The sequence below is a fragment of the Acinetobacter sp. NIPH1876 genome, assembly GCF_022808535.1.
Classification (GTDB): Bacteria; Pseudomonadota; Gammaproteobacteria; order Pseudomonadales; family Moraxellaceae; genus Acinetobacter; species Acinetobacter higginsii.
Genome location: NZ_JALGBR010000001.1, coordinates 205,448 through 232,131, shown reverse-complemented (window position 1 = coordinate 232,131; position 26,684 = coordinate 205,448). Strand labels below are relative to the sequence as shown.

Sequence of the window (26,684 nt, the reverse complement as noted above, 5' to 3'; positions counted from 1 at the left end):
TATTTGTTTTCAGTTGACTGAATCTAAATGTTATTTGAGGGTTTCTATTTCTATCGATCTTTACGCTCAAAAACTTAACTTTGATTCAATTTTAACTTTTAGAAAATCTATAATTCTTTGAAATAAAACATATTTACATCCCTGAGGTATCTAATCCTCAGAACAAAGAAGTTAGAGTGAGGATTAGAGTATCCTTCTGGATGATTGAAATACATTAACTTGAATGGAATATTCTAGCTTTAAGCATGCGATCACGATCTGGTTGCACTTTAGGGTTGAAGCAACCTACACCTAATTGACCACCAGCACTTCCAATACATAAATTACAATAATCACAAACTGGGGCCTGTGGAATCGGATGATATAGATGATGGAATAAATAAGGATTTGCGATCAAACCACGTCCTATAGAAATTGCATCTATTCGTTTTTCTCGAACAGCATTTTCCATTGAAGCTTTGTCATTAAATCCACCGCAACTAAATACAGGAATTGTGAGCGCCTTTTTAAACTCCTCAGCGTAGCTCACATTAAAGCCTTGGCGGGCAGGGTAATTATGGTTGAGAAATGGTTCAAAAAATATTGCAATAACACGCATAAACAAACGCTGCCATAATGGGAATGTGGAAGCCATGCCGACCTGAGTTTGTCTTTTTATAAAACCAGACCATTTTCCAGACAATGTACTTGGGATTGTGGAAAAATGTCCTCGAGTAATTTCAATTGCATCTAAACCCTCATTTTCAAGTTGCTTCGCCAACATGATTTGATCTTCAACTTTAACTCCGCCTGGACGATCATCGCATCCGTTTAGCTTCGCAATAATTGGATAATTAGGGCCAACTCTTTCCCGAACAGCTCTATATATTTCTAAAGCTAGATTCATGCGTTTTTCAGCATTCCCACCATACTTATCTTTCCTTCGATTAGTACCTGGCGTCAGAAACTGACTAATCAAATAACCATGAGCCATTTGAATCTGTACCCCATCGCAACCTGCTTTTTGAGCTCTTTCTGCGGCATCTGCATAAGACTTAATTAAATCAGGAAATTCTTCTAGTTTTAAGGAGCGAGAAATTCCCAATAAAGTAGGGTGTAAACGACCAGTAGATGTAACGGGATAATCAGTGATACCTTCAGCAGGTGAACGCATTTGAGATCCACCGTGATTGATCTGAGCGATTAGCTTTGTTCCATATAGGTGGCACATATCAGCTAGTTTCTTCATCCCCAAAATTTTATCATCATGATCTAAAGCTAACTGTTTACCACCAGATTTTCCTTGCCAAGAAACAAAAATATTTCCTGTAATGATTAAAGGTAATTTAGACTCCGCCATAGGTCGATAAAATTCTAATATTTCATCAGTCATAAATCCTTCGTCAGTGGCTAGAGTCTCATGAGTTGCTGTTTTAAATACTCGTCCTGAAACTTTCAGAGACCCAAAGTAAATTGGATTTTCTAATATAAAATTTGAAGACATTTCTTTGACTTCCTTAAAATATGATCGTTCTAATTACCCAGAAATAGCAGTGCCAACAGATTAATGAGTTACACTATTTCTGAAGATTGGAAATATTTAAATTAATCATATATATGCATGGCTTTTAATTTCATCACATACAATTTTCAATTCAATATCACTAAAACGTCGAATTTCAGACTCAGCATGCTTTGCAAGCATGTTGCCAATTAAGGGGACATTCACTTTAACTTCCCAGTCAATAGTGATTGTCAATTTTCCATTTTCTATTGAATAACGTGCTTGGTTATTAAAACTACTTGGCATATTCATTTGAAAAGTGGATTTGCAGACTAAATGCTCAATATCCCAATGATCTTCGCGAACAAGTTTGAATGCTCCATTTAAGAACTTTCTTGCCATTTCTGGGATATTTACATCTAGATTTTGGGACCGTTTAAGGTAATATTTTGAACCAGTAAATTCTTTATTGAGTATCTCTAAATTTTCACACGGTACTTTTGAGCAGACACTTAGATGAAACTTTTGATTTGACAGTATTTTTTGGGCCTCTGCCCATGTGCAGGGTACTAACTCCTGTTTTACCGTAAAGCGATGTGCCATTTCCTAACTCCTTTAAGGCTGGGTAGACGTACTGTTCATACACAACATCATCAATGAAATTAAGTTATAAGGCTTGATGGGAAATGCCAAAGAATTGATACTTTGCGCCAAAATATAAAAATGAGTAAAGCTTTTAGGAATCAATTATTTTTACGGTTTTATAAATGATAATTTTAAATAATTGATTTATTAAAATTTAATATACTAGGGTTTTTATATTTCAACAAAAATAGTCTGTAGTATTTATTGATTTACACTTACTTGACACCTCAAAGAAAACTATTTGATACTTTGTGCCATATTGGAATGAAACGAGATTATTGGATTGAATAAGCCGTTACATAGTAGAAAGATTCCCGAAACATATGTTCGATTATTGTTTCAATATCTTGAGGCACAAGGTCATGATGCAGAAAAAATTCTTGGCGAACCTTGGCCTGTAGCCGATTCAAGCGGCTTAGGTGGGATAGATGTTGATCATTGGGAAGAGTTGCTTGTTATTGCAAGGGAATATCTGAATGATCCTTTAATAGGTTTACATGTTGGTCAAACGATTACAGCACAACATCTTGGAATTTTAGGTTCTGTTTTTCTAGCTTGTGAAAATCTTGGAGCAGTCTTAGAGCGTTTTGAACGTTACCACCGTCTTTTATATGATGTTGTTCCCGCATCTGTCCAGATGCATACTGACTATGTAGAAATTTCATGGGAGGTTCAAGATTACCAAGTCAATAGCTTATCTGATGAAACTGGTTGGGCCGTGATAATCCAGTTTTGTCGTAATCTAATAGAGGGTCAAGATAAATTAAAAGCTGTCCATTTTATTCATAAGCAACCAACAGATATTAAGCCATATGAAGATTATTTTGGGTGTCCTGTTTTATTTGAACAGCCTGTACCGCTTATGCGCTTTGATATGGAAATGCTAACTATACCACTTAAAAACTCTGATGCGACTTTAGTTGCGATACTAGAGAAGCATGCGGACACTTTACTTGCAAGTTTGCCACATAATGAAGAAATTATTGAACAAGTTCGAAAGCAAATCGCTTACTTGATACCTCAAGGTGAGCCTGATGTAAAACAACTTATAGAAATACTAAATTACTCACGTCGGACTTTTCAAAGACGTTTAAAAGAGGCGGGAACGACCTTTAGAAAGGAGTTAAATCTTGTACGATATGAGTTGGCAAAATCTTATCTAAGAGATCAACGATTACAAATTGTAGAAATAGCATTGTTGTTAGGTTATGCAGAGCATAGTCCATTTACTAGAGCTTTCAAAGAATGGTCTGGTAAAACTCCACAGCAAGTAAGAGATGAGATGAAAATTAAGTTTAGAGAATAATATTAATTATCCTTGGCGAGAAGTTATCATAAATCTAGTCTATATCAATATTAATGAACAAAATGCTAGGTGTTATTTATTTAACATAATATACATTATGCGAAATAATTTAATTATCAATAATATGATGCTTAGCAACTAATGTAATTACCATTTTCCAGCTATCCCAATGTCTGTTGACATACATTAGAAAGTTACACACAATGCTATTCACTATATAAATATGCATATATCAATAAAAATGCCTTCGATTTATCAGTTAAAACCAGCATTTCAGAATTTACTTCGCCCATTTGTACAATGGCTTTACTCTAAAAAGATTACAGCGAATCAAGTTACGCTTTTAGCAATGTTAATCTCTGTCGCTTTAGCAATTGCACTTTACAGTCTGCATCTTTACCAACAACCTTTAATCCTATTTTTATTCTTTCCTATATGGATGTTGGTTCGCATGGGTTTTAATGCAATTGATGGCATGCTCGCGCGTGAATTTAATCAACAATCAAAACTTGGCGCATATTTAAATGAAATCTGTGATGTCATCTCCGATTCAGCGCTTTATCTATGTTTTTTAGGTTTAGCTTTCATCAACCCATTCCTGTTGGGTTTAGTTGTCTTTCTAGCGATTCTGAGTGAATATGCTGGTGTTATGGCGCCATTAATTGGTCAGGAACGCCGTTATGATGGTCCTATGGGTAAAAGTGATCGTGCATTTTGGTTTAGTTTAATTGCTTTATGTGTCAGTTTCAGCCCTTATTTAATAGAAAATAATTACACAAATTCAATAATTTACTTCTGCAATGGGCTGCTTGTTCTTATTGCAACGCTATTGGTTTTGACAATTTATAACCGTATTAAAAATAGTATTCAACTTTAAGGAAAATTAGATGAAAAGCTCACAAAAACATGTATTTACCAGTCATGATGATACCCAATTAGCCTATCAACATTGGCCAGCAGCTACAGAAAAAGAGACAAAAAAAGCAATTATCTTATTTCATCGTGGTCATGAACACTCTGGACGTATGGCACATTTGGTCAATGAACTCAATCTACCAGAATTTGATTTCTTTGCATGGGATGCTCGTGGGCATGGCCAATCACCAGGTTTACGTGGCGATGCACCAAGTTTCTCTGCATGTGTGAAAGATATTCAATATTTTGTACAACATATTGAATCGACATATAACATCGTATCAACCAATATCGCCGTCATTGGTCAAAGCGTTGGCGCAGTTTTAGCAGCCACATGGGTACATGATTATGCACCAAAAATCAGAGCCTTATGCTTAGCTTCACCCGCGTTTGATATCAAACTTTATGTCCCATTTGCAAAAGCAGGTTTAACTGTTTTAAGCAAACTCAAAGGTAATTTCTTTATTACCAGTTATGTAAAAGCCAATATGCTGACACATGATGCTGAACGCGCGAAAACTTATGATACAGATCCTCAAATTGCCAAAGCCATTTCTGTACGAATGCTTTTGGGCTTATATGCAGCATCTGAACGTATCGTCAATGATGCACAAAATATCTTTGTTCCTACTCAAGTTTTAAGTTCTGGGTCGGACTTTGTGGTATTTCGAAAACCACAACAGCAGTTTTATGCAAAGCTTCCTCATCCACGAAAAGAGTTCCATGTACTAGATGGTTTTTATCACGATACTTTAGGTGAAAAAGACCGCTATATTGCAATCGAAAAAATCCGTCGTTTTATCTTACAAAGCTTTGCTGAAGATTATCAGGCACCAGATGTACTCAATGCCGATAAAATTGGTACAAGTTGTGCGACGGCTGAACAACTGAGTAGCCCACTTCCCGCTTCTTCCATCAAAAATCTATTCTGGAATTTAACCAAACGTAATTTAAAGCTCGGTAGTAAATTCTCACATGGCTTAAAAATTGGTGAAGATACGGGTTATGACTCAGGCAGCACTTTAGATTTTGTTTATCGAAATCAGGGTGAAAGTAAAAATATTCTTGGAAATATTATCGATCAGCAATATTTAAATGCGATTGGTTGGCGTGGAATTCGTGTGCGTAAACAACATATTGAGCAGTTATTGGCAAAATATGCGAAAGCACTGACCAAGCAACGAAAAGATGTTCGCATCCTTGATATTGCAGCGGGTCATGGCCGTTATATTCTAGATGCTGTAAGTGAACTTGCAACACCACCAAAATCAGTGCTCTTAAGAGATTATAGTCAATTAAATGTTGATTCTGGTTCTGCATTAATTCAGCAAAGAAATCTTGAAAACATTGCTCAGTTTGAATTAGGTGATGCCTTTGATACAGCATCACTAGCCAAAGTTAAACCAAAACCAAATTTAGTCATTGTTTCCGGGCTTTATGAACTATTTAGCGATAACGATTTATTAAGACAATCACTCTCTGGTATTCATCAAGCGATGCTACAAGGTGGCTTCCTGATTTACACGGGACAAATTTGGCATCCACAACAAGAGTTTATTGCACGTGCGCTTACCTCACATCGTCAAGGTGATGCTTGGGTGATGCGGTTACGCTCGCAAGCCGAAATGGATGCACTTGTTGAACAAGCAGGCTTTAAAAAAGTGGACCAATGTATTGATGAATTTGGAATTTTTACAGTTTCGGTTGCTCAAAAAATTTAAATAAAGACTTTGTATGCAAAATAATATTCTAGATCGTCAACCAGGTACTTGGAAATGGGGACTACTCTGCCTAGTCCTTTTAGCGCCCTTTTTCTTTTTAACCTATGGTTTTGCAAATCAATATGCATCCAGCCTCAGCAATGTTCCAAGTATAGTGTTTGCTTGGGAACATCATATCCCGCTTTGGGCATGGACCATTGTGCCGTATTGGTCGATTGACCTTTTTTATGGTTTGTCGTTATTGTTATGTTGGAATAGATTTGAATTAAAACAACATTCGCTTAGGCTATTTGCAGCCCAGATTATTTCGATCAGTTGTTTTTTAATCTTTCCGTTAAAATTCAGTTTTGAACGTGCTGAATTACATGGTTTCTTTGGATTATGGTTTGATGTATTGATGGGTTTTGATAAACCCTTTAATCAAGCACCTTCATTACACATTGTTTTATTAGTCATTCTCTGGGATTTTTACCGTCGGCATATCAAAGCAAACTACCGTTGGCTGGTAAATCTGTGGTCTTTTCTGATAGGACTCTCTGTCTTAACCACATGGCAACATCACTTTATTGATATTCCTTTGGGGCTATTGGTTGGTGCATTCTGTTTATGGCTATTTCCACTCACGGTTAAAGCACCTTATCAAAAAAATGGCTTACAACAATTGACGAGCAAACATTTAAAATTAGGGTGTTTTTATTTGATTGGAGCCTTAGTTTGTATAACCCCCGCATTTTTATTCAAAGGTACGTGGCTATGGATGTTATATCCAGCGATCAGTCTTTTCTTAGTCGCTTTAGCATACTTTTTGGTTAGACCACATTTTTTCCAAAAGCAAGAGAACGGTCAATTGACTGTCGCTGCATGGTTATGTGAATACCTCAGAGGAAGCTGTTGGCTTGATTCAAAAGTCACGACCTTGGATCGTTTTGAGTGAGACACATATTGCTGAAATTAAACATTTCCAACAGCTGCTCACTCAGGAGAAGCAGCTATGAGAATGAATTTTGTCGTAGTGAGCCAATTGCTCAAGCAAAGTCAGAGTATTTTAAAGTCAGGATATTTAGCCTTTGTTTTATCAATCATTACCTTATCTTTATTTTCGAAAATGCAAATATTGATTCCTCTTTTACTTGTTACTGGGCTACTGGCGATTCACCATTATCTATTTATTCGGATTGAATTTGATCGTGGCCTGTTACAGCATATGGTTGACCAACCTGAGGACGTAGAAAGTCTTACTCAGCAATTGGATCAATCATTGTTAAATTTAAAGTTGATTCCATCTAGTAAAACGGGTCGTGATTGGTCGATACGCTTCAAAGGCTGTTTAAGACTGTTAAAAATACAGATCGTCATTGTCTTAATACAGTATTCTGTATTTATTGTACTTTTTTATAAATTAGCGCATAGATGAAGGTTGAATGAAAAAGAATATAATTACGCAATCCGTTGCTCGTTTTATCGCATTTCTTACCCGTCGTGGTGCACGCTTGTTAACTGGCGCACGAAGTTTATGGGTCGGCTGTGAACCTGAACTTAAGCAACGGATCTATTATGCCAACCATAATAGCCATATTGATTTCATTTTATTATGGTCTTCTTTACCCACTCACATCCGTCGCAAAACACGACCAATTGCAGCATCAGATTATTGGCTTAAAGATGGACTTAGACGCTTTTTGATTCAAGATACTTTTTCAGGTGTTACCATTCAACGTAACCGTAGTGATCAGCAAGATCCATTACAGCCAGTAAAAGATGTCTTGGCAGAAGGCTATTCCATTATTTTCTTCCCTGAAGGGACACGTAATTTAAATGATGATGTCGAAATGCTGCAATTTAAAAGTGGTCTTTATCATCTCAGCCAACAATTCCCTGACGTTGAAGTTGTGCCAGTTTGGATTTCTAATTTAAAACGAGTCATGCCTAAAGGCGCATTTATCCCCTTGCCTCTACTCTCGACGGTCATCTTTGGTGAACCCTTAGCACTTGATCAACTCACGGGCAAAGATCAATTCTTGCAGCATGCTCAGCAGCAATTATTGAAATTAAAAGAGGCCGAGAACCAATGAGTTTAGACAACCTACAACAAACTTATCTATTGTTTGGCATCTTTGCAGTCATTTTGATTATTGCCTCAAGTATTGGCTTTATCCTCAAACAAAAGGCAGTTGCAACCCCTTCTCCTGTTATTGATAACCTGAATGCGCGTATCAATGCGTGGTGGATCATGCTAATAGTCTTGGCAGCCGCCATTCTATTGGGAAAAACTGCTTTTATTGTCTTGTTTGGCCTTATTTCATTTTTTGCATTACGTGAATTTATTAGTTTACTACCAACACGGCGTGGCGACTATCTGCCATTGCTGATTGCGTTCTACTTTGTTATTCCCTATCAATACTATTTGGTCTATACCAATTGGTATGGGTTGTTTTCGATTTTCATTCCGCTGTATGTGTTCTTGCTCATCCCCATCGCCAGTTTAAAGCTGGAAGATACCACACACTTCTTGGAACGCAGTGCCAAAATCCAATGGGGGCTTATGGTGAGTGTGTTCTGTATCTCACATGTCCCAGCCCTGTTAAATCTGGATTTACCCCAATTTAAAGGGGAAAAAATTTGGTTGGCGATTTGGCTAATTATGGTGGTGCAAGCCTCGGATGTGCTGCAATATGTATGCGGCAAACTTTTTGGAAAGCATAAAGTAGCCCCTACGCTTTCCCCATCAAAAACCGTAGAAGGACTGATTGGCGGTATTGTTCTCGCAACCGCACTCGGTGTATTAATGTCATCCCTAACCCCATTTAATTACTGGCAAGCGGCTCTGATTGGCTTGATTGTTTGTATTTTTGGTTTCTTTGGTGGACTGGTCATGTCTGCGATCAAACGCGATCGTGGCGTGAAAGATTGGGGACAGCTTATTCAAGGTCACGGCGGTATGTTAGATCGTATCGACTCGATCTGTTTCTCTGCGCCAATTTTTTTCCATATCCTTCGATATTGGTGGAGCTAATCTCTATGAAGAAAGTCGACCAATGCTGACTTCACGGAAAAACTTAGGCGTTACATTGGTCCACTTTTTAAATGCCCGTGAAAAATGGGAAATATCGGCATAGCCTAAACGCTCTGCAATTTGCTCAATCGAAAGCTTGGGCTGTTTTAATAACTGCTCCGCCTGATTCCTGCGTACTTCGGCCACAAGACTCTGGAAAGACGTTTGTTTATTGCTTAACTGTCGCTGTAGGGTACGCTCCGAGAGATGGAGTTTTTCAGCAACCTGTTTCAGCGATAAGAAGCCAACATCTTCATCATATAGCAAGGCTTTGACCTGTGAATCCAAGCGATTTTTTTGATCCCTTTTCAGCGCAAGCTTATCAGCATCTTGCTCACATTGTTGTTTGCTGAGCCGAGCTAATAATGCATCTGCAGTTTTTAGTGGAAGTGATAGCAATGCCTTATGGAAGCTTAAACAATCTTTTTCACACTCAAAACTGATATTTGAATGATTGAATTTTTGAGTGTTCTTATAAAAATCTGGTTTGTCTTGTTGGAACTTAAAGAGGATTCCAAGTTTATTTTGGGCTAAATTTTCCAAAATTTGTGAAAAACCCAAGATCAAAAACATCATTCCATGTCGATTTAACTTGAATTTTTGCGAAGGTTGGTTGAAATACAAATAAGCCAAGTCACCTTCTATCTTTAATTTAGGTTTAAACACAGAACAATGTAAGCCAATAAATTGCTCTAGAATCTTGATTGCATCACCTAATGTTTCAGAAGCAGTTGCAGCAATGCCGACATGACCATAGCAAGAGACTCGCATTTCCTCTGCAAGATAAAGACTAATCGCAGGTTCATGCGTCAGTAAAGCTGCTTTATCCAATAAATGATTGAAGATATCGAAATCTACATACCAAAACGGCGCATTTAAAGTATGTGCAGAAATCCCTGTTCCAGACAAAAGTTGTTCTGAAGATACATTCCATTTTTGTATGACATCTACTAATAGATTGACATAAGTACCGGGTAATTCTGGATTCATGCAGTCTCCATGAAACAGTGAAAATTTGGCGTAAAATGGTAAATATTGGCGGTTAATGAACTATGACATCTTTCTCGGTTTAAGCATAGTAGCTCTATCAAAAAACTCAGATTTTAAACTGGTGAAATCATGCATATTTTGATCGTTCATGCACATCCTGAACAGCAGTCATTTACCTCTGCGCTTAAGAATACAGCACAGCAAACCTTTGAACAGCAAGGTCATACTGTCGAGGTTTCCGATCTCTATGAAATGAACTTTAACCCTGTTGCTTCTAAAGATGATTTTGGCAGCCTGAACCAACCGGATTATTTTAATTATGCTTTGGAACAGCGTCATGCATTTAAACAGCAGCAATTTTCAGCAGATATTCAAGCGGAAATTGAAAAAGTTCAACGTGCTGATCTGGTTATTTTTAGCTTTCCTTTGTATTGGACCTCTGTACCAGCCATTTTAAAGGGTTGGATTGACCGTGTATTTGTCTCTGGTCTCTTTTACGGCGGCAAACGTTTTTATAACCATGGTGGTATGACAGGAAAAAAAGCCATGTTATGTTTAACACTCGGTGGCCGTGAACATATGTTTGGTGAAGGTTCTGTACATGGGCCGATAGAGCATTATTTATCATCGTTGCAACGTGGCACACTTGCCTATGTCGGCTTTGAGGTACTGCCTCCATTTATTGCTTATCATGTGCCTTATATCAGCCAACAAGATAGACAAAAGATTGTGATTGATTTCGAACATTACTTGCAAAACATAGATGATTTACAAGCCTTAGCATTCCCGTTACTGGAAAATTTTGACGATAGAATGAATCCACTGTAATAAAAAACGATAAGGCTCTAGACTAAGAACCTTATCGTTTTATCTGTTAGAACTTCATTTCAATGCCTGCTTTGATGGTACGTCCTGGGATCGGCATACCAATTACCGTACCAGGATCAAAGTTATAGCGATTTGTTAAGTTATCGACATTAAATGACAAGGCAACATTTGGACTCCACTTATAGCTTGCAAACAGATCAATTAAAGTTTCAGAAGAAATTTCAGTCACAGCTCGTCCACTTACACCTGTACCGGCCAACCAACCTTTAGGGTTTGTCTTTTCCGAGTGGTACTTAGCACGAGCACCGACCACAAGTTTATTTTCAAATAGGTTTTTGCCTACCGTAATATTAAAAATCTTTCGCGGTGGCAGACGGGTAGAAATCAGACTCCAAGAATCACCCACTTCATTACACTCTGATTTATTTGCAGGACAGACTTTAGGTGCTTGATACAAGGTTCCATTCAAACTGGCAAAGAAACTCGGATGATTATAGGAAAGATCAAACTCCAAGCCCTTCATTACAACTTGATTGTAATTGACGAATGTATAAGAGCTTGTATAGGGAAGAATAAAGTCAGGTGTAATTGGGTTCGGAATATCCTTTCTTTGCACGCCCTGTGTCAGAAAATCTTTCGTCTGATTACGGAAATAATTCAGGTTAAATTTCAAATGGTCATCTTGAGCAAACACGTTGTCACGCTCACCGATAAATCCTAACTCAATAAGACGTGAATTTTCAGGTTTAACCGGCAGGTCTGGATCATAACTAAAGGTTTGACCTGAAACAGTTGATTCAAACAGACTTGGGCTACGATGTGTATTGGAGAGTTTTCCATAAAGATCAATACCGTCCCATAACTTATAGTTGAGTTGGGACATCCAATCGATATTTCCTCCAAAGTCACGTACAGCATAACCCTTGTTATTTAAATCTGAATGCGCCACAGGTGTCATTGGTCGATACTGATCACCATAGTCTTCCACTTTGGCTTTATGCCATTTACTCCCTAAACTTAAACTAAAGTCATTAAAAACATAGTCGCCATTGAGGAAAACTGAGGACTCTTTGCGTAATCCATCCCGTGCAATTTCATGATCAACTAGATGGCGCGGCTTCATACGCTGTTCATCGTAGGTTAAGCCATAATTCAATGTGACCTGATCAAATTTACTGGTATTTTCTAGATTCAGACCACTACGATAATCTTGGAAACTCCCCCAGTATTGATCTCCATAACTGGAATTCTTCATCCCAATCATGCCATTGTGCTGGCGATATTTAGCGTTGGTATGCCAAACACCTAATTCGAGATCTACCAAAGAGTTATGTTTCGGCTTATAAGTATAACTGGTACTGAATGCATTAACGGCTGCTGAACCTAAAGACCACTGCGGCATGGTATAAGCACCTTCTATATATTTAGGCTCAACATACTCGTCATCGATATATCCATATGGTGGTGAGTTAGGGTCAATCACTTTAGATCGATTCCAATAAAAAGCCATGACTTCACCCGCTTTTTGGACATGACGACGTAAATTTACTTCGACACGATGTTCATCAGTGATATTCATTCCAGCTTTAATAATGCCTGAATCACTTTGATAACTGGTATTCACCACCTCTTGACCTGGACCAACATCGACAATATCCCGCTTTTCGTAATACTCAATGCCATGTTTTCCAGCATAGTAATTACCAACTTCTCGCTTACTATAAGCAGCGACTAAGTCAAACATATCGTTCCGATAAGCCAGTGCCAATGTGCCAGCACCATTTTGAAAATTGTTAGATGAAATTTTATTGTGCAGCAAATAAGACATTTGCTCCTTTTCATTGTCTGAGGTTTGTGGTGTTCTGTTATTGTTATAAAAGCTTCCTTTGAGCATGACACCGGCATTTTGATTTGGCAATAAAATATCATTGGCACTTAGGGTTCGCATTTTTACAATCCCTCCAATTCCACCTACGCTAAACTTAGCCCGAGATGCACCTTTTTCAACCTCGATTTGGCTGATCAAATCCATATCGATATAAGTACGGTCACTCTCGCCCTGATAACCTCGGAAGGTATGACTGGACTGTAAACTACCGTCAATGATCACTGGAACACGCCCTTCACCCTGCATGCCACGGATTCCAATATCTATTGCACCTGCCTCATTACGTAAGCTGTTGACCTGTACACCTGCAATATCGGAAAACACATCCCCATTAAGCCCCACTGATACAAAAACAGTGTATGAGTATTGCTAATGTTTGCTTTTTAAATTTCATTGGAAGATCCACACTGAGTAATGATTTTCATTTTCAATAATCATTACCCAGTGATTTCCAAAAATATGACATTAAATTTCAATTTTTTCTGCTCGGCTCCATATCCACAGTACGAAAACAAATAAAATAAACATGAAAGTTAACTTGATGTGCAAATGCAAAGATGAAAGTATCAAGCTGATCAAAATTAAAACAATCGTTAATGTCATCATATATTTACGTAAACGGGAAATGGATTTAAATCCACCCGTATATTGGGTAAGCAGCAGATGGATGTAACGATTTTGATGAATCCAGCAATGCAATTTTGCAGAACCTTTAGCAGCAAAAAAGGTAGCGAGGAATAAGAAATCAAAAGTAGGCACGCCAGGTAATACGATACCCAGCACTGCCAAAATTAGACAAATAATGGTTAGAGCGATATACACTCCACGCATGATGATCGATGCATGGAGTTTTTCTTTTTGCGGTGCGTGTAAAGTATCTACATCACTGCAATCTGTACTTTTCGCCTTATACCTTATAGAAGCATTTTTTGGCATAGGGTTGCTGCTTAATCAATATTTTTCAGCAAGCTGCCAAAGTAATCAAATGCCTGTTTGGCTCCTAAAATAACTTGATCTTGTTCACTCTCACTCAATTGAGCAGTATCCAATTCAGTAATGAAGTGCTTCCATACCCTTGCTCGACCTTCTGGATATGCAGCCAAATTACGTGCCCCAAACTCAGCAGTTAGTCCTAAAAGCTGTTGTGCTTGTTTAAATAAAAATGCTGCACCTAAAGTTGAACCTTCCGAGACATAAATCCAGCCTAAAGCTTCAGGAAAGCCAACCTTTTCAGTAAGTAATTCTTGAGCTTCAGGTTTGAGCTGTAGGTCATAAAGATCCAATAAGGCTGCTTGAGATCGCCCTCTGATATCCAAATCTGAAATAAGCGCTGAAACCTCAGGGTGCCGGAATAAATATTCTACATTTTGCTGAAAATAATATTGAGCCAAGGTAAATTTTGCATAACGCTCTGTATCAGCAAATACTTGAGCTTTCTCCATCAAAAGATGCATCTGTTGATGCTGGCTGGCGGTTTCAATTTTTAACCGTGATGCAAGCTGATTGAGGACGAATGAAGTTGCCATAAGATTTCTCCAGTTATTTAGGTTTAACTGTATTACCCGTCCAAAGCCAAAAAGCTGACAGCAATTTTCAATTATTTTTCTGCTTTTTCATTTTTAGCCTGAATTGTAATGACATGATCGCCAAAATGTCGTTGCATACGAATCGGATAGCTTAATTCCAAAGCGGACTGCAACTGCGTCAAGTTATTGACAGGATAAGAACCAGAGACCTTTAATGATTTCAATTGAGGGTCGAGATCAACATATTGATGCTGATAACGCCCAATCTCTTGCAATAACTGCTCTATAGGCATTTCAAATGCCATAATCATCTGATTTTTCCAAACCAATACATTCGGATCAAGCTGCCCCAATGCTTTAAAGTCTGTTCTATCAAAACATAACTGCTCACCTGCCCGCACAACTGTCATTTTTTTAGATTGATTCAAAGTAACCTTGACCGCACTTTCAATCACAGCTAAACAGGTTTGCAGTTGTTTATTTTTGAGGTACTGCACATTAAAAATTGTTCCCAGTGCTTGTAAATGCGCATTTTCAGTCTCGACAAAAAAGGGACGATGGTTTTGAGTCTCTTTCGCAGTATGAATCTGTATTTCGCCATAGTGTAATTTTAGCGTCCGTTGATGTGGTGTATAGCGAACATCAAGTGCTGTATCTGTATTTAATTGAAGTTCTGTTCCATCCTCAAGTGTCACATTCTTCTGTTGACCAATGGCCGTACTGTAATCTGAAAACCACAAATATTTATAATCAGAATTCCATGCAATGATACTGCCCAGACACGCAATACAGGCCACGACAAGATGTTTGCTCCACTGAAACTGTGCAGCTTGATTGCCTTTTTTTATGATTTCATGGCCATTTTCAGGAAAATACTCAAAACTGCTCAGTAAATACTCAGCTTTAAGCCATGCGGTTTGATGTGCTTCGCTTTGATTTTTCCACGCTTCAAATTTGACCTGTTGAGCCTCGGTTAATGCTGATGCCTGAATCAGCACAATCCATTCAGCGGCCTCTTTTAAGATTTGTGTTTGAGACATGTCAATCTCAATCCATGATCGCTAAACATTGAGTCAGTACTGCAACCAAATCTCGCATAACCGTTCGTGTACAAATATTCAAACGATTCGCAATCTCTTGCTGGGTAAGCCCTTCAAGTTGTGACCAGATAAACACCTGCTGTTGACGTTCAGGCATTTGATTTAACAGTTGGTTGATCAAGCATAATGATTCAATTGCAGATATTTTTTGTTCAGGACTAATCTCATCATACTCAGGTCGACTACTTAGTGCTTCCAAATAAGCTTTTTCTATCGACTTGCGCTGGTACCAATTAATTAATATACCTTTGGCAACTGTGGTTAACAACGCACGCGGCTGATCAAAATACAATTGATCTTTACGTTTCAAAATACGAATAAATGTATCGTGAGCTAAATCTGCAGCATCTTCACTTTGATTGAGACGTCGTTTCAACCATTGATACAACCAAGAATGATGTTGACGATAGAGCGTATTGATTGGATCAGACATTTTCAAAGGATAATGAGAATCATTAATAATATGTTAACAAAAAATAAGAAAATGATCACCTCTGTTTTGCACCGTAATCTCTATACATCTGATGATTAATTGAATTTTTAAAACTAATTTTTACAATACTCAAAAGACAGCCACGCCGCTTCTTCTTCATCCTTAAAACCAGTCTCGCTTATCCTTCGACAATTACAGCATTTCCTCTAAGCGTTTCAGGCCTCAACAAAACACGGCTATGCAAACGTTTTCTTGCCTGCATTACGGCCCATTTTCATATGAAACGTCAATGAATCGTCATAAAGATGACACTGAGCTGTCACACGGTCTGTCTAGTGTGTTGACATCTTTGTTATGGATGAAGCAAATGTTGAAAAAAACCAAACGATGGTTGGCATGTGTTTATGTTTTCCCCTTTCTATTCGCACTCACCGCGTGTAATGACTCAAACGACGATCAGGTCGCAGCGAAACCTGATGACAGCAAAAAACCAGTCATGCGCTGTGCACCATAAGCATAAGAACAACTAGATAGGGAAAATATCGTGATTAATCGTCGTCAATTTTTAGCAAATACACTTAAAACAGGTTTTGGCGCTGCCGCTTTGACCACCTTTCCAGCCAGCATTCAAAAAGCTTTAGCCATTCCTGCCAATAATAAAACAGGTACTATTCAAGATGTAGAGCATGTCGTGATCCTCATGCAGGAAAACCGCTCATTTGACCATTATTTTGGGACCTTAAAAGGCGTTCGTGGTTTTGCCGATCGTTTCACCATTCCTTTGCAAAATGGACGTACCGTTTGGCAGCAACAACGCAGTAATGGCGCATTATTAACACCCTTCCATTTAGATGGCTCAAGCAATAATGCTCAACGCGCACCTGGTACCAATCACACTTGGGTAGATAGCCAAAAAGCATGGGACAATGGCCGTATGTCAAACTGGCCAACCTATAAAACTGACTATGCCATGGGCTATTTCAAGGAACAGGAAATCCCTTATCAATTTGCATTGGCCAATGCATTTACCATTTGTGATGCTTATCACTGCGCTATGCATACTGGTACAGATGCCAATCGTTCATTCCATCTAACAGGAACCAATGGTGCAGTGCCGACCAGTACCGCATTTGTGAATAATGAATGGGACTGGATTGATGGCGATCCTAAAACGGTGGATGTTGGTTATACATGGAAAACCTATGCTGAACGCCTAGAAGAAGCAGGAATCAATTGGATTTGTTATCAAAATATGCCCGATGAATGGGGCGATAACATGTTAGGTGCCTTCCGCAGCTTTAGAAAAGCTAATATCGATTCGGGTTATCCAGTCTCAAGTGGTGGAGCACCCAATAGTCCTTATAACAAGGCTGCGCAAAAGTTACCTTATAAAGCCTATGATGCCACCACGGACAATGCCAAGAATCCACTTTATAAAGGCATTGCCAATACCTTACCCGGTAATAAACCTGAAGAATTCCTAGATGCATTTAAAAATGATATCAAAACTGGCAAATTGCCACAGGTATCATGGATCAATGCACCTTCCATTTACTGTGAACATCCTGGACCATCAAGTCCCGTACAAGGCTCATGGTTTATTCAAGAAATCTTAGATGCATTAACAGCCGTGCCTGAAGTTTGGAGTAAAACTGTTTTTCTGATTAATTTTGATGAAAATGATGGTTATTTTGACCATGTTCCTTCCCCATCAGCACCAACATTGCAACCAGATAATACATATGCAGGTAAATCAACCCTCAGCCCAGCGGATATGCGTCATGAATACTATGTGCATGATGCACCGCTAGGTAGTACCAGCCAACCGAATAAGGATAATGGTGTTTATGGTCCTGGTCCCCGCGTTCCCTTATTTGTGATTTCACCTTGGAGTCGTGGGGGGATTGTCAACTCTCAAGTATTTGATCATACCTCGGTATTGATGTTCCTCGAAAAGCGTTTTGGCGTTAAAGAAAGTAATATCAGTCCTTATCGCCGTACTGTATGTGGAGATCTGACCTCTGCATTTAACTTTAAAACACCGAATGAAGATGTACTGCCAACACTAAATGGTAAACAAACCCGTGAGCAAGCGGATCAATTACGTAGCTCACAACAAAAGTTACCCAATGTTCCAATTCCAAGCAATTTGCAGATGCCAATCCAAGCCAGCGGTATCCGTCGTTCTAAAGCACTCCCGTATGAACTACATACCAGTGCACGCTGCCTAAATGACGGAACAGTCAAACTGCTGTTTTCAAATACAGGGACTCAAGGTGCGGTGTTTCATGTCTACGACAAATTAAATTTAAGTCGAGTTCCACGCCGTTACATTGTAGAGGCAGGAAAAGGCCTAGATGATGTCTGGAATGTACAGAAAGACAATCAAGGCTTATACGATCTTTGGGTGATGGGACCGAATGGCTTTCATCGACATTTCAAGGGTGATCTGAACCGAAATCAAGATCTGCAAATCAATCCTGAGATTCGTGTTTGCTATGATATAGCCAACGGCAATGTGTATGTCGATCTAAACAATACGGGCACTAAAGATATTGAGTTGGTGATCAGCCCTGTGGTTTATCAGACGGATGCTCCACTGAAACTAACTGTAAAAGCAGGACAAAGTGCCACTCAGCATTGGGAATTGAAAGATGCTTGGCAATGGTATGATTTTGCCGTGACCTGTACTCAAGATGCTAAGTTTTATCGCCGTTTTGCTGGGCGTGTAGAAACAGGTGAAGACTCTGTGAGTGACCCTGCGATGGTTTAAGATTTAAACAGCATAAGCAATTAAGCCTCCTTAGTTCCGAAAACCAAGGAGACTTTTATCACATATATAAATCAGATCTAATTCAGGCTGAATACCCGAATCCTTAATTTTTATGCTGTAGCTTATAGCACTCATCTAAGGCGAGTTCATAATATTCAAGCCCTTCCTTTGCCGCTAAGAAAGCTTTTCTTTGCTGCACAGGGTCTTTATCACATAAGCGCTTAATCAGCTCCATCGCTTCATAGGGATGTAGATCATCATAATGTGCATGTGCTCTTAACCATGCTAGAGAACGCTTGTTGATGTTTACTTCAGGATGTTGAGTATAGGTTTGAATCCCTTTATAGACCTGAATGGTCCAATCACCTGTCGCCCACTCTATCGCAAGATTAGTCGCTGCAATACTCTCTGCTAGACTTCCACGAAAATTAACATCCCACAAGAAGTGATTCACCGCATTCATTGCAACAGGTGGCTTCACGTTATTCAACATTTCAACTGTTAGACCAAAGCCCCCCGCCCAGTCCTGATACCAGTTCAAATGCCGCTCCTCAACTTTGATGTTTTGAATCAGCCAGTCTCGAGTTTCCGTTACCCCTTCCAGTGAAAAAGCAGTCGCTTTCGCTAGCGATCCCGCCATATAGGAAGGAAAATGTGCGACCAGTGGATAAAAATTCAGTAAGGCTGAACGAAAGCATTCAAGGCTTAAACAGCCATTGGCCATATCTAAGAATAACGGATGTTTACTCACTCGTTCTTTTGAGGGTAATAATTCATCCCAGAATCGTTGCGCCCAACCCGAATGGGGTGTAATTTCTAATTTTGTTCCATATTGATTCATAGCAGTCATTGCGATGCATCCTATTTCGTATGACTTAATCCAATCATCTTCGATGATTGCTGCTTTTTTATAAATTGTATCCTAATACCGTAAAGATACAATCGTTTGTGATTTAGTTTGTAACAGTTTTTATTTCTTGAATCTAATTTAAACTTGAATCATTATATTAGGCAATGACCCTTATATAAAAATTAATATTTTTTTATAATCTAATACACATTCTATTTAAATCAGTGTAACGTAGTAAAAAAATAATCCCTATTTTGACATTTATAACAACATTTGGGAGTGGTGAGAGATAAGATGAAGTTGAAAGCTTCCAATATTTTGGGACAAGAACAAATCGACTTGTTAATTTCTCGCGGGCTAAATTTAGTTTGGTTTCCTAAAGAATTAGAAGTGATCTATCGAGATCAGTACAGAAATGAGGCTGCGCATGAGTTCCGCTATCGCGCCCCTATTATTTTAGGTTTATATCTATTTCTAAGCTTCGGTATTTATCAGGTTTTACCCACAGACCTACGTATTACTTGGATGGCAACCTACGGTTGGGTGGGTATCATCATTACATTGGTATGGTTACTTTCGTTCCTGCCAAGCATGAATAAGTGGTTCGATTACTATGTTTGTATCGGCTCAACAGGTGCCGTTGCAATCTCTTTCACCATCATTAACGTATTGGAGCAAGGTCAAAATAATGTCCTGTTCCATGCTGCGATGATGTATGCAGTTGTCATCATCTATGCCTTTGTAGGAATGCGTTTCTACACAGCCATCATTGCTGGTTGGGTCGGCGGATTGATTGGTATTGCAGCGAGTACATGGTTTAGCGGGGCAATTGATTGGACCTTCCTCAACCGTACTTACACCTTCAGTAGTTTTCTGGGTATGGCACTTGCTTATGCAACTGATCGCCAGCACCGTGAGAATTATTTGCAGAACTGTATGATTGAACTTAACCGTTTAGAATTGATGCGACAAGCACAACAGTTGTCTATTTTATCCCAGCAAGATGCTTTAACTGGTCTTGCCAACCGACGCTACCTAGATGAAGTATTGGAAAATGAGTGGAAAAGAGCAACACGCCATGAAATGCCGATTACCATCATGATGATTGATATCGACTTCTTTAAGCTCTACAACGATACTTTAGGACATATTCAAGGCGATCAATGCCTGAGACGTATTGCGATTATGTTGGGCTCTATCGCCTCGCGTAGTGGTGATCTGGCTGCACGTTATGGTGGAGAAGAGTTTCTACTACTCTTCTCAATGACTGACCGTGATCAAGCCATTACTCAGGTACAAAGACTGATGGAGTTAGTACGTAATATTGGAATTTTGCACCCACGTAGCAATGTTTCAAAACATGTGACCATTAGCGTAGGTGTTGCAACAATGGTTCCCTGTGTAGGTGACAGTCTTTCTGAGTTTGTTGCACAAGCGGATCATGCATTATATATCGCAAAAAGTAATGGTCGAAATCAATATCACATTGCAACATCAGATAATATGATTTCTGAAGCATTATAATTCATTAATGATTATTAAATGAATATTAAACTAATTTAATATAAGTATTTTAAAACGTGACACAAGCCGCAGATATAATAAATTATATGTGCGGCTTAATATTTTTATTATGGTTCGATTGGTTTAAATGGAGCAACAACATCTGCATTTTGTGCACGATGTCTTAAAAAATGATCCATTAACACGATCGCAAGCATTGCTTCAGCAATTGGTGTTGCACGTACACCGACACACGGATCATGACGACCTTTGGTCAATACATCAGTATTTTCACGTTCAATCGTAATGGTTTTACCTGGTGTGGTAATACTTGCAGTCGGTTTCAATGCAATCGCAACACGAATGCTCTGACCGCTTGAGATTCCACCTAAGATACCGCCTGCATGATTAGCAAGGAATCCGTCTGTTGTCAGCTCATCACGAGTCTCGTGACCAAACTGCCCAGCAACCGCAAAACCATCACCAATTTCTACACCTTTAACCGCATTGATGCTCATCATGGCATGGGCAATATCTGCATCTAAACGATCAAATACAGGCTCGCCCCAACCCACAGGTACTTTTTCAGCAACGATTTCAAGTTTTGCGCCACAACTGGTCCCTTGCTCACGTAAAGCAGTGACCAACTGTTCAAAACGCGGAACCGCATCAACGTCACCGCAGAAGAATGGATTATTTGGCACTTCTGCCCAATCCAGTTTTTCAGCGACTTCATTACCGATTTGTGTGACATGTCCACGAATATCAATACCAAATTTTTCAGCAAGATATTTCTTGGCAATTGCGCCTGCCGCGACACGCATCGCCGTTTCACGGGCGCTGGAACGACCGCCACCACGATAGTCACGGAAGCCGTACTTTTGCGTATACGTGTAATCTGCATGGCCTGGACGGAAAGTTTGAGCAATATTGCCGTAGTCTTTTGATTTCTGATCCGTGTTACGGATCAATAAACCAATCGATGTTCCTGTGGTTTTACCTTCGAAAACACCCGAGATAATCTCAACTTGATCTGGTTCTTTACGTTGCGTTGCAAACTTCGATGTTCCCGGTTTACGGCGGTCTAAATCTTTTTGCAAATCTGCTTCACAAAGCTCAAGATCAGGCGGCACGCCATCGACAATCGCCATCAAGCCCGCACCATGTGACTCGCCACAGGTTGTTACTCGAAACAGTTGCCCAATACTATTCCCTGCCATGCTTTAACCCCTTAGTTTTGAACTGATTGCTGAAAGACTTCTTTATAACGGCGGCATTGTTCAGCAGTTAAAGCAAAAATACCAGTACCGCCTTTTTGGAAAGTGAGCCAATGGAAGTCAACTGTATTGAAGTTCTGACGCATTGCCCATTCAGAGTTACCCACTTCAATCACAATCAGGCCATCTTCCGTTAAGTAATCAGCAGCTTGGGCTAACATTTTACGGACTAAATCTAAGCCATCTTGCCCCGCAGCCAGTGCAAGCTCAGGCTCATGTAAGAATTCTTCTGGTAAATCCGCCATATCTTCTGCATCCACATACGGTGGATTGCTGACGATCAGGTCATATTGGTTTTCAGCAGGGATTTTTGAGAACAAGTCAGATTCAAGTAAAGCCACTTGATACTGTTTATCATGGTGCTCAGTGTTGATTGAAGCCACTTCCAGTGCTTCTTTTGAAATATCAGTCGCATCGACTTCTGATTCTGGAAAAGCATAAGCTAACGCAATCGCAATACAACCTGAACCCGTACACATATCCAAGATACGTTGTGGTGTTTTCGGATTGTTATTTTCAGGCAAGTTGTTTAACGCTTCCAACATACGGCCATTTTCATCTAGGCAGTATGGTGCGAAACGTTGTTCAATCAACTCAGCAATCGGTGAACGCGGAATCAAAACACGCTCATCTACATAGAATGGCTTATTGAAGAAATAGGCTAAGTTCAATAAATATGAGGTCGGAATACGATCATTGATACGACGTTCTAACAAGCTGAGGAATTCTGCTTTTTCGCTTGGTAAAAGTTTGGCATCCAGAATTTCAGCGTCCGCTTTCCACTCAAGTGATAGTGTTTGTAGTACCAATGCAGAACTCTCTGCAAAATAATCTTGAGTACCTTGACCTAAGTGCGCGTCATATTGACGTAGTGCGGTTACCCCAAAACGAACAAAATCTCGAATGGTTACTAGGTTTTCAGCCGCTTCTTGTAAATGTTCAGGGCTGATTGTCGGTCGCTCCACTTAGGCGTCTCCAAAAGTGCTAATTGCAAAACGCTTTATTCTAACGGGATTAAGGTTGATTTAACAATAAAAAAACCGCCTCTCTACAAGAAGCGGTCTATTCACAATGAGATATTCAGTCAGAACTTATAAGCCTAGCTTTTCTGCCACATAATCCGAGTCTTTATCGCCTCGTCCAGAAAGATTGACCACAATGTTAATGTGCTTATCCAACTTAGGCGCTTCACGTAAAGCCCAAGCCACCGCATGCGAACTTTCCAAGGCTGGAACAATACCTTCAACACGTGAAAGTGTCATAAATGCGTCCAAACATTCCTGATCCGTCGCTGTTTCGTATTGCACACGGCCAAGCTCTTTCAGGAAACTATGTTGTGGCCCAACACCCGGATAATCCAAGCCTGATGCAATCGAATGTACTGGCAATGGCTCACCGTTATCATCTTCCAGTACATAGCACGCCATACCATGAATCTGCCCCGGCTTGCCCAAGGTCAAAGTGGCTGAGTGTTTGTCGGTATCCAGACCATGACCCGCAGGTTCTACACCGACTAATTGAACTTCAGGCATATTTAAAAATGCGGTGAATGCGCCAATCGCATTAGAACCGCCACCAACACAGGCAACCACATAATCTGGATTCTGACCAAAACGGTCATTAGACTGGGTTTTGATTTCATTGCCAATAATCGATTGAAAATCACGAACCATTTTTGGGAATGGATGTGGACCAACCACCGAACCAATGGCATAGATATAGTTTTGAGGATCTTTTAAATACTCTTCAAATGCGCTATCCACTGCATCTTTTAAGGTCGCAGTCCCTTGAGTCACAGCAACCAGTTTCGCACCCAAGATTTTCATCTTCACAACATTCGGATGTTCTTTTTCGATATCAACCTGACCCATATGGATTTCACATGGAATACCAACCAATGCACAAGCCGTTGCCAAAGCCACGCCGTGTTGCCCCGCACCTGTCTCGGCAATGACTTTTCTTTTGCCCATATATTTGGCAAGCAACGCTTCACCCAAACAATGGTTAATCTTATGCGCACCGGTATGGTTCAGATCTTCACGCTTTAGATAAATCTGCGCCCCGCCTAATTGATCAGACAAACGCTTGGCATGGAACAATGGGCTTGGACGGCCAACATAGTTTTTAAATAAGTCGTTTAACTCATCCTGAAACTCAGCGGTATGACGAATCTCTTCATAAGCCGTGTTAATTTCATCCATGGCTTCTTTTAAATGCGGTGGAATGAACTGACCACCAAAGTTGCCAAAGAAACCTGCTTCATTTGGCAAAGCAACGCCATTAATTTGATGTTCCATGTTTTTTCCTGTTCTTATAAAGTCTTAATATAAAGTTTTAACGCGATAGATAGCGTGTCATGTCCTCAAGCCCCTTCAAGGTCATTGGAAACATATGATTCTCAAAAATTTCTTTAATCCAGTTAATGGTTTGGGTGTAATGCCAGTAACCTTCCATTTCAGGGTTCAACCAAGCGGTTTTGTCAAAGTGCTGACGTAAACGTCTAAGCCACACTTCACCCGACTCTTCATTCATATATTCAACTGAGCCACCCGCAGATTTTAATTCATACGGTGCCATACTGGCATCACCGACCACGATGACCCGATAATCACGTCCATAGGTATGGAACAGATCCCAAGTATTCATACGGGTTGAACTACGGCGATGGTTATCCTTCCACACATGATCATACAGACAGTTATGGAAATAGAAATATTCTAAGGTTTTAAACTCTGATTTGGCCGCACTGAATAGCTTTTCACACTCAGCAATATAAGCATCCATCGAACCACCAACATCAAACAGCATTAACACTTTAATGCGGTTACGACGCTCTGGAACCAGCTGTACATCCAAAATGCCTTGTTTTGCTGTCTCACGAATAGTGCCATCGACATCCAGCTCTTCAGCAGCACCTTGACGTGCAAATTTACGCAAACGACGTAAGGCAATTTGCATTTGACGGGTTCCCAAAACCTGATCATCATCCAGATTTTGGTATTTACGTTGTTCCCAAACTTTAACCGCCGAACGTTTACGCCCTGGCCCACCAATACGCACACCTTCAGGATGATCACCAAACGCACCAAAAGGTGAAGTTCCCCCAGTGCCAATCATACGATTGCCACCCTGATGCTTTTTATGCTGTTCACGTAAGCGCTCTTCCAGCATTTTCATCAATTCTTCGAGAGAACCCGCTTTTTGCAATTCTGCACGTTGCTCAGGCGTAAGATGCTTCTCTAACAGCTCAAGATCAAACCAGTCTTTGGGTAACTTATGAACTTGTTTCAGCAACTCATCTAAATCAAAAGTTTCGATGCCATCAAAATAATCTTTCATGGCACGATCGAACTTATCAAAAAAGCGCTCATCTTTGACTAAAACCGTTTTAGCCAATTGATAGAACTGTTCCTGATCTGCAAACACAAGACCTGAAGCTACCGCCTGATTAAGATCAATGAGCTCACGTGTTGTTACAGGTACGCCATATTTGCGTAAGGTGTAAAACAGTCGCACAAACATTTTTAAACACTCTTAGCGGCGTGACATAAAGGCTAAACGTTCAAGCAATTGCACATCTTGTTCATTCTTAATCAAGGCACCATACAATGGTGGAATCGCTTTGGATTTATCATGATTACGCAACACATCTTCTGGCATATCATCTGCCATCAGCAGGCTTAACCAGTCAATGAGTTCTGATGTTGAAGGTGGTTTCTTCAAATTCGGGATTTCACGTAATTTAAAGAACACCTGTAAGGCTTCACTCACCAAGGTATTTGAAATATTCGGGAAATGGACCGCAATGATGTCACGCATGGTTGCATCATCAGGGAATTCGATATAATGGAAGAAACAACGACGCAAGAACGCATCTGGCAGTTCCTTCTCATTATTCGAGGTAATGATCATGATCGGGCGTTGTGTTGCAGTAATGGTCTCACCAGTCTCATAAACATAAAACGACATTTTGTCGAGTTCATGCAATAAGTCATTTGGAAATTCAATATCCGCCTTGTCGATTTCATCAATCAACAATACACAACGCTCTTCACTGGTAAATGCTTCCCACAATTTACCGGGTTTAATATAGTTCTTAATGTCATAGACACGATCATCACCTAACTGGCTATCACGCAAACGTGAAACAGCATCATATTCATACAAACCTTGCTGGGCTTTGGTGGTTGATTTGATATGCCACGTAATCAGCTTCAAACCCAAACTTTCAGCCACTTGCTCTGCAAGTAATGTTTTACCAGTACCGGGCTCACCTTTCACCAATAATGGTTTTTGTAAAGCACGAGCAGCTTTCACTGCAAGTTTCAGGCTATCGGTCGCAATATATTGATCTGTACCAGTGAAGTGTTGTGTATCAGCAGACATTTTAAAAC

Annotated in this window: 23 protein-coding genes and 2 pseudogenes; 11 read left to right on the top strand and 14 right to left on the bottom strand. The window is 39.7% G+C overall.

All coding sequences use genetic code 11. The features are described from left to right. Nucleotides 1–214 precede the first annotated feature (214 nt). Together MN869_RS01105 and MN869_RS01100 are read right to left on the bottom strand one after the other, a co-directional pair. The gene (locus MN869_RS01105) at nt 215–1,483 is read right to left on the bottom strand and encodes an NADH:flavin oxidoreductase (protein WP_005203597.1); all 1,269 of its coding nucleotides are present in this window, start codon (nt 1,481–1,483) and stop codon (nt 215–217) included. Nucleotides 1,484–1,588: 105 nt separating this feature from the next. Further along, nucleotides 1,589–2,086, bottom strand: coding sequence for a DUF2505 family protein (locus tag MN869_RS01100; RefSeq protein WP_005203595.1), 498 nt, complete (start codon nt 2,084–2,086; stop codon nt 1,589–1,591). A gap of 316 nt (nt 2,087–2,402) precedes the next feature. Between MN869_RS01100 and MN869_RS01095 the strand changes: the two genes are divergently transcribed. The 7 genes and pseudogenes from MN869_RS01095 (at nt 2,403) to MN869_RS01065 (ending at nt 9,083) form a co-directional block, all read left to right on the top strand. Continuing rightward, nucleotides 2,403–3,434 (top strand): AraC family transcriptional regulator, encoded by a 1,032-nt coding sequence (locus tag MN869_RS01095; RefSeq protein WP_033132758.1) that lies wholly within the window; start codon nt 2,403–2,405, stop codon nt 3,432–3,434. Nucleotides 3,435–3,675: 241 nt separating this feature from the next. Then, nucleotides 3,676–4,311: a CDP-alcohol phosphatidyltransferase family protein gene (locus tag MN869_RS01090; RefSeq protein WP_033134510.1), complete on the top strand. Its 636-nt coding sequence runs from the start codon at nt 3,676–3,678 to the stop codon at nt 4,309–4,311. 10 nt (nt 4,312–4,321) lie between these two features. After that, the gene (locus tag MN869_RS01085) at nt 4,322–6,070 is read left to right on the top strand and encodes a bifunctional alpha/beta hydrolase/class I SAM-dependent methyltransferase (RefSeq protein ID WP_033134509.1); all 1,749 of its coding nucleotides are present in this window, start codon (nt 4,322–4,324) and stop codon (nt 6,068–6,070) included. Between the two features lie 13 nt (nt 6,071–6,083). Continuing rightward, nucleotides 6,084–6,938: pseudogene (locus tag MN869_RS01080) on the top strand (phosphatase); the annotation flags it as partial. A 123-nt stretch (nt 6,939–7,061) separates the two neighbouring features. Further along, nucleotides 7,062–7,484, top strand: coding sequence for a hypothetical protein (locus MN869_RS01075; protein WP_033134507.1), 423 nt, complete (start codon nt 7,062–7,064; stop codon nt 7,482–7,484). Nucleotides 7,485–7,491: 7 nt separating this feature from the next. After that, nucleotides 7,492–8,142, top strand: a complete 651-nt coding sequence (locus MN869_RS01070; protein ID WP_004807180.1) for a lysophospholipid acyltransferase family protein — start codon at nt 7,492–7,494, stop codon at nt 8,140–8,142. Further along, nucleotides 8,139–9,083, top strand: a complete 945-nt coding sequence (locus MN869_RS01065) for a phosphatidate cytidylyltransferase (protein WP_243306794.1) — start codon at nt 8,139–8,141, stop codon at nt 9,081–9,083. The genes MN869_RS01070 and MN869_RS01065 overlap by 4 nt, the downstream gene beginning before the upstream one ends. 3 nt (nt 9,084–9,086) lie before the next feature. Here MN869_RS01065 and MN869_RS01060 read toward each other — a convergent pair whose 3' ends face one another. Continuing rightward, a complete protein-coding gene (locus MN869_RS01060) occupies nt 9,087–10,112 on the bottom strand; it encodes a helix-turn-helix domain-containing protein (RefSeq protein WP_033134505.1) in 1,026 nt (341 codons plus the stop codon). A gap of 129 nt (nt 10,113–10,241) precedes the next feature. Here MN869_RS01060 and MN869_RS01055 point away from each other — a divergent pair, with 129 nt between their 5' ends. After that, nucleotides 10,242–10,940, top strand: coding sequence for an NAD(P)H-dependent oxidoreductase (locus MN869_RS01055; protein ID WP_033134504.1), 699 nt, complete (start codon nt 10,242–10,244; stop codon nt 10,938–10,940). A 46-nt stretch (nt 10,941–10,986) separates the two neighbouring features. Here the strand turns inward: MN869_RS01055 and MN869_RS20460 are convergent. From MN869_RS20460 to MN869_RS01030, 5 genes and pseudogenes are all read right to left on the bottom strand, one after another. Then, a pseudogene (locus tag MN869_RS20460) lies at nt 10,987–13,161 on the bottom strand (TonB-dependent receptor); the annotation flags it as partial. A gap of 132 nt (nt 13,162–13,293) precedes the next feature. Beyond that, the gene (locus MN869_RS01045) at nt 13,294–13,764 is read right to left on the bottom strand and encodes a YbaN family protein (protein WP_033134502.1); all 471 of its coding nucleotides are present in this window, start codon (nt 13,762–13,764) and stop codon (nt 13,294–13,296) included. An 11-nt stretch (nt 13,765–13,775) separates the two neighbouring features. Beyond that, complete coding sequence (locus tag MN869_RS01040) at nt 13,776–14,354, bottom strand: biliverdin-producing heme oxygenase (protein ID WP_033134501.1); 579 nt, start codon at nt 14,352–14,354, stop codon at nt 13,776–13,778. Nucleotides 14,355–14,425: 71 nt separating this feature from the next. Continuing rightward, a complete protein-coding gene (locus MN869_RS01035) occupies nt 14,426–15,394 on the bottom strand; it encodes a FecR domain-containing protein (protein ID WP_033134500.1) in 969 nt (322 codons plus the stop codon). 7 nt (nt 15,395–15,401) lie between these two features. Then, nucleotides 15,402–15,887 (bottom strand): sigma-70 family RNA polymerase sigma factor, encoded by a 486-nt coding sequence (locus MN869_RS01030; RefSeq protein WP_033134499.1) that lies wholly within the window; start codon nt 15,885–15,887, stop codon nt 15,402–15,404. Between the two features lie 289 nt (nt 15,888–16,176). Between MN869_RS01030 and MN869_RS01025 the strand changes: the two genes are divergently transcribed. Beyond that, nucleotides 16,177–16,401 carry a hypothetical protein gene (locus MN869_RS01025; RefSeq protein WP_243306774.1) on the top strand — a complete coding sequence of 75 codons (225 nt, stop codon included), beginning with the start codon at nt 16,177–16,179 and terminating at the stop codon, nt 16,399–16,401. 30 nt (nt 16,402–16,431) lie between these two features. Continuing rightward, nucleotides 16,432–18,660, top strand: coding sequence for a phospholipase C, phosphocholine-specific (locus tag MN869_RS01020; protein ID WP_033134497.1), 2,229 nt, complete (start codon nt 16,432–16,434; stop codon nt 18,658–18,660). A gap of 103 nt (nt 18,661–18,763) precedes the next feature. Here the strand turns inward: MN869_RS01020 and MN869_RS01015 are convergent, their stop codons facing one another. Next, complete coding sequence (locus MN869_RS01015) at nt 18,764–19,510, bottom strand: iron-containing redox enzyme family protein (protein ID WP_033134496.1); 747 nt, start codon at nt 19,508–19,510, stop codon at nt 18,764–18,766. Between the two features lie 294 nt (nt 19,511–19,804). Here MN869_RS01015 and MN869_RS01010 point away from each other — a divergent pair, with 294 nt between their 5' ends. Beyond that, nucleotides 19,805–21,034 carry a GGDEF domain-containing protein gene (locus MN869_RS01010; RefSeq protein WP_243306772.1) on the top strand — a complete coding sequence of 410 codons (1,230 nt, stop codon included), beginning with the start codon at nt 19,805–19,807 and terminating at the stop codon, nt 21,032–21,034. A 107-nt stretch (nt 21,035–21,141) separates the two neighbouring features. Here MN869_RS01010 and aroC read toward each other — a convergent pair whose 3' ends face one another. The 5 genes from aroC to MN869_RS00985 all read right to left on the bottom strand — a co-directional run bounded on the left by aroC (nt 21,142) and on the right by MN869_RS00985 (nt 26,676). After that, the gene (gene aroC, locus MN869_RS01005) at nt 21,142–22,233 is read right to left on the bottom strand and encodes a chorismate synthase (RefSeq protein WP_033134495.1); all 1,092 of its coding nucleotides are present in this window, start codon (nt 22,231–22,233) and stop codon (nt 21,142–21,144) included. An 11-nt stretch (nt 22,234–22,244) separates the two neighbouring features. Beyond that, entirely contained in the window at nt 22,245–23,255 is a 1,011-nt protein-coding gene (gene prmB, locus MN869_RS01000; RefSeq protein ID WP_033134494.1) for a 50S ribosomal protein L3 N(5)-glutamine methyltransferase, read from the bottom strand. A gap of 126 nt (nt 23,256–23,381) precedes the next feature. Next, nucleotides 23,382–24,587, bottom strand: a complete 1,206-nt coding sequence (gene trpB, locus MN869_RS00995; protein ID WP_033134493.1) for a tryptophan synthase subunit beta — start codon at nt 24,585–24,587, stop codon at nt 23,382–23,384. A gap of 37 nt (nt 24,588–24,624) precedes the next feature. Next, nucleotides 24,625–25,812 (bottom strand): VWA domain-containing protein, encoded by a 1,188-nt coding sequence (locus tag MN869_RS00990; protein WP_004653418.1) that lies wholly within the window; start codon nt 25,810–25,812, stop codon nt 24,625–24,627. A gap of 12 nt (nt 25,813–25,824) precedes the next feature. Then, complete coding sequence (locus MN869_RS00985) at nt 25,825–26,676, bottom strand: MoxR family ATPase (protein ID WP_033134492.1); 852 nt, start codon at nt 26,674–26,676, stop codon at nt 25,825–25,827. Between the last annotated feature and the right edge of the window lie 8 nt (nt 26,677–26,684).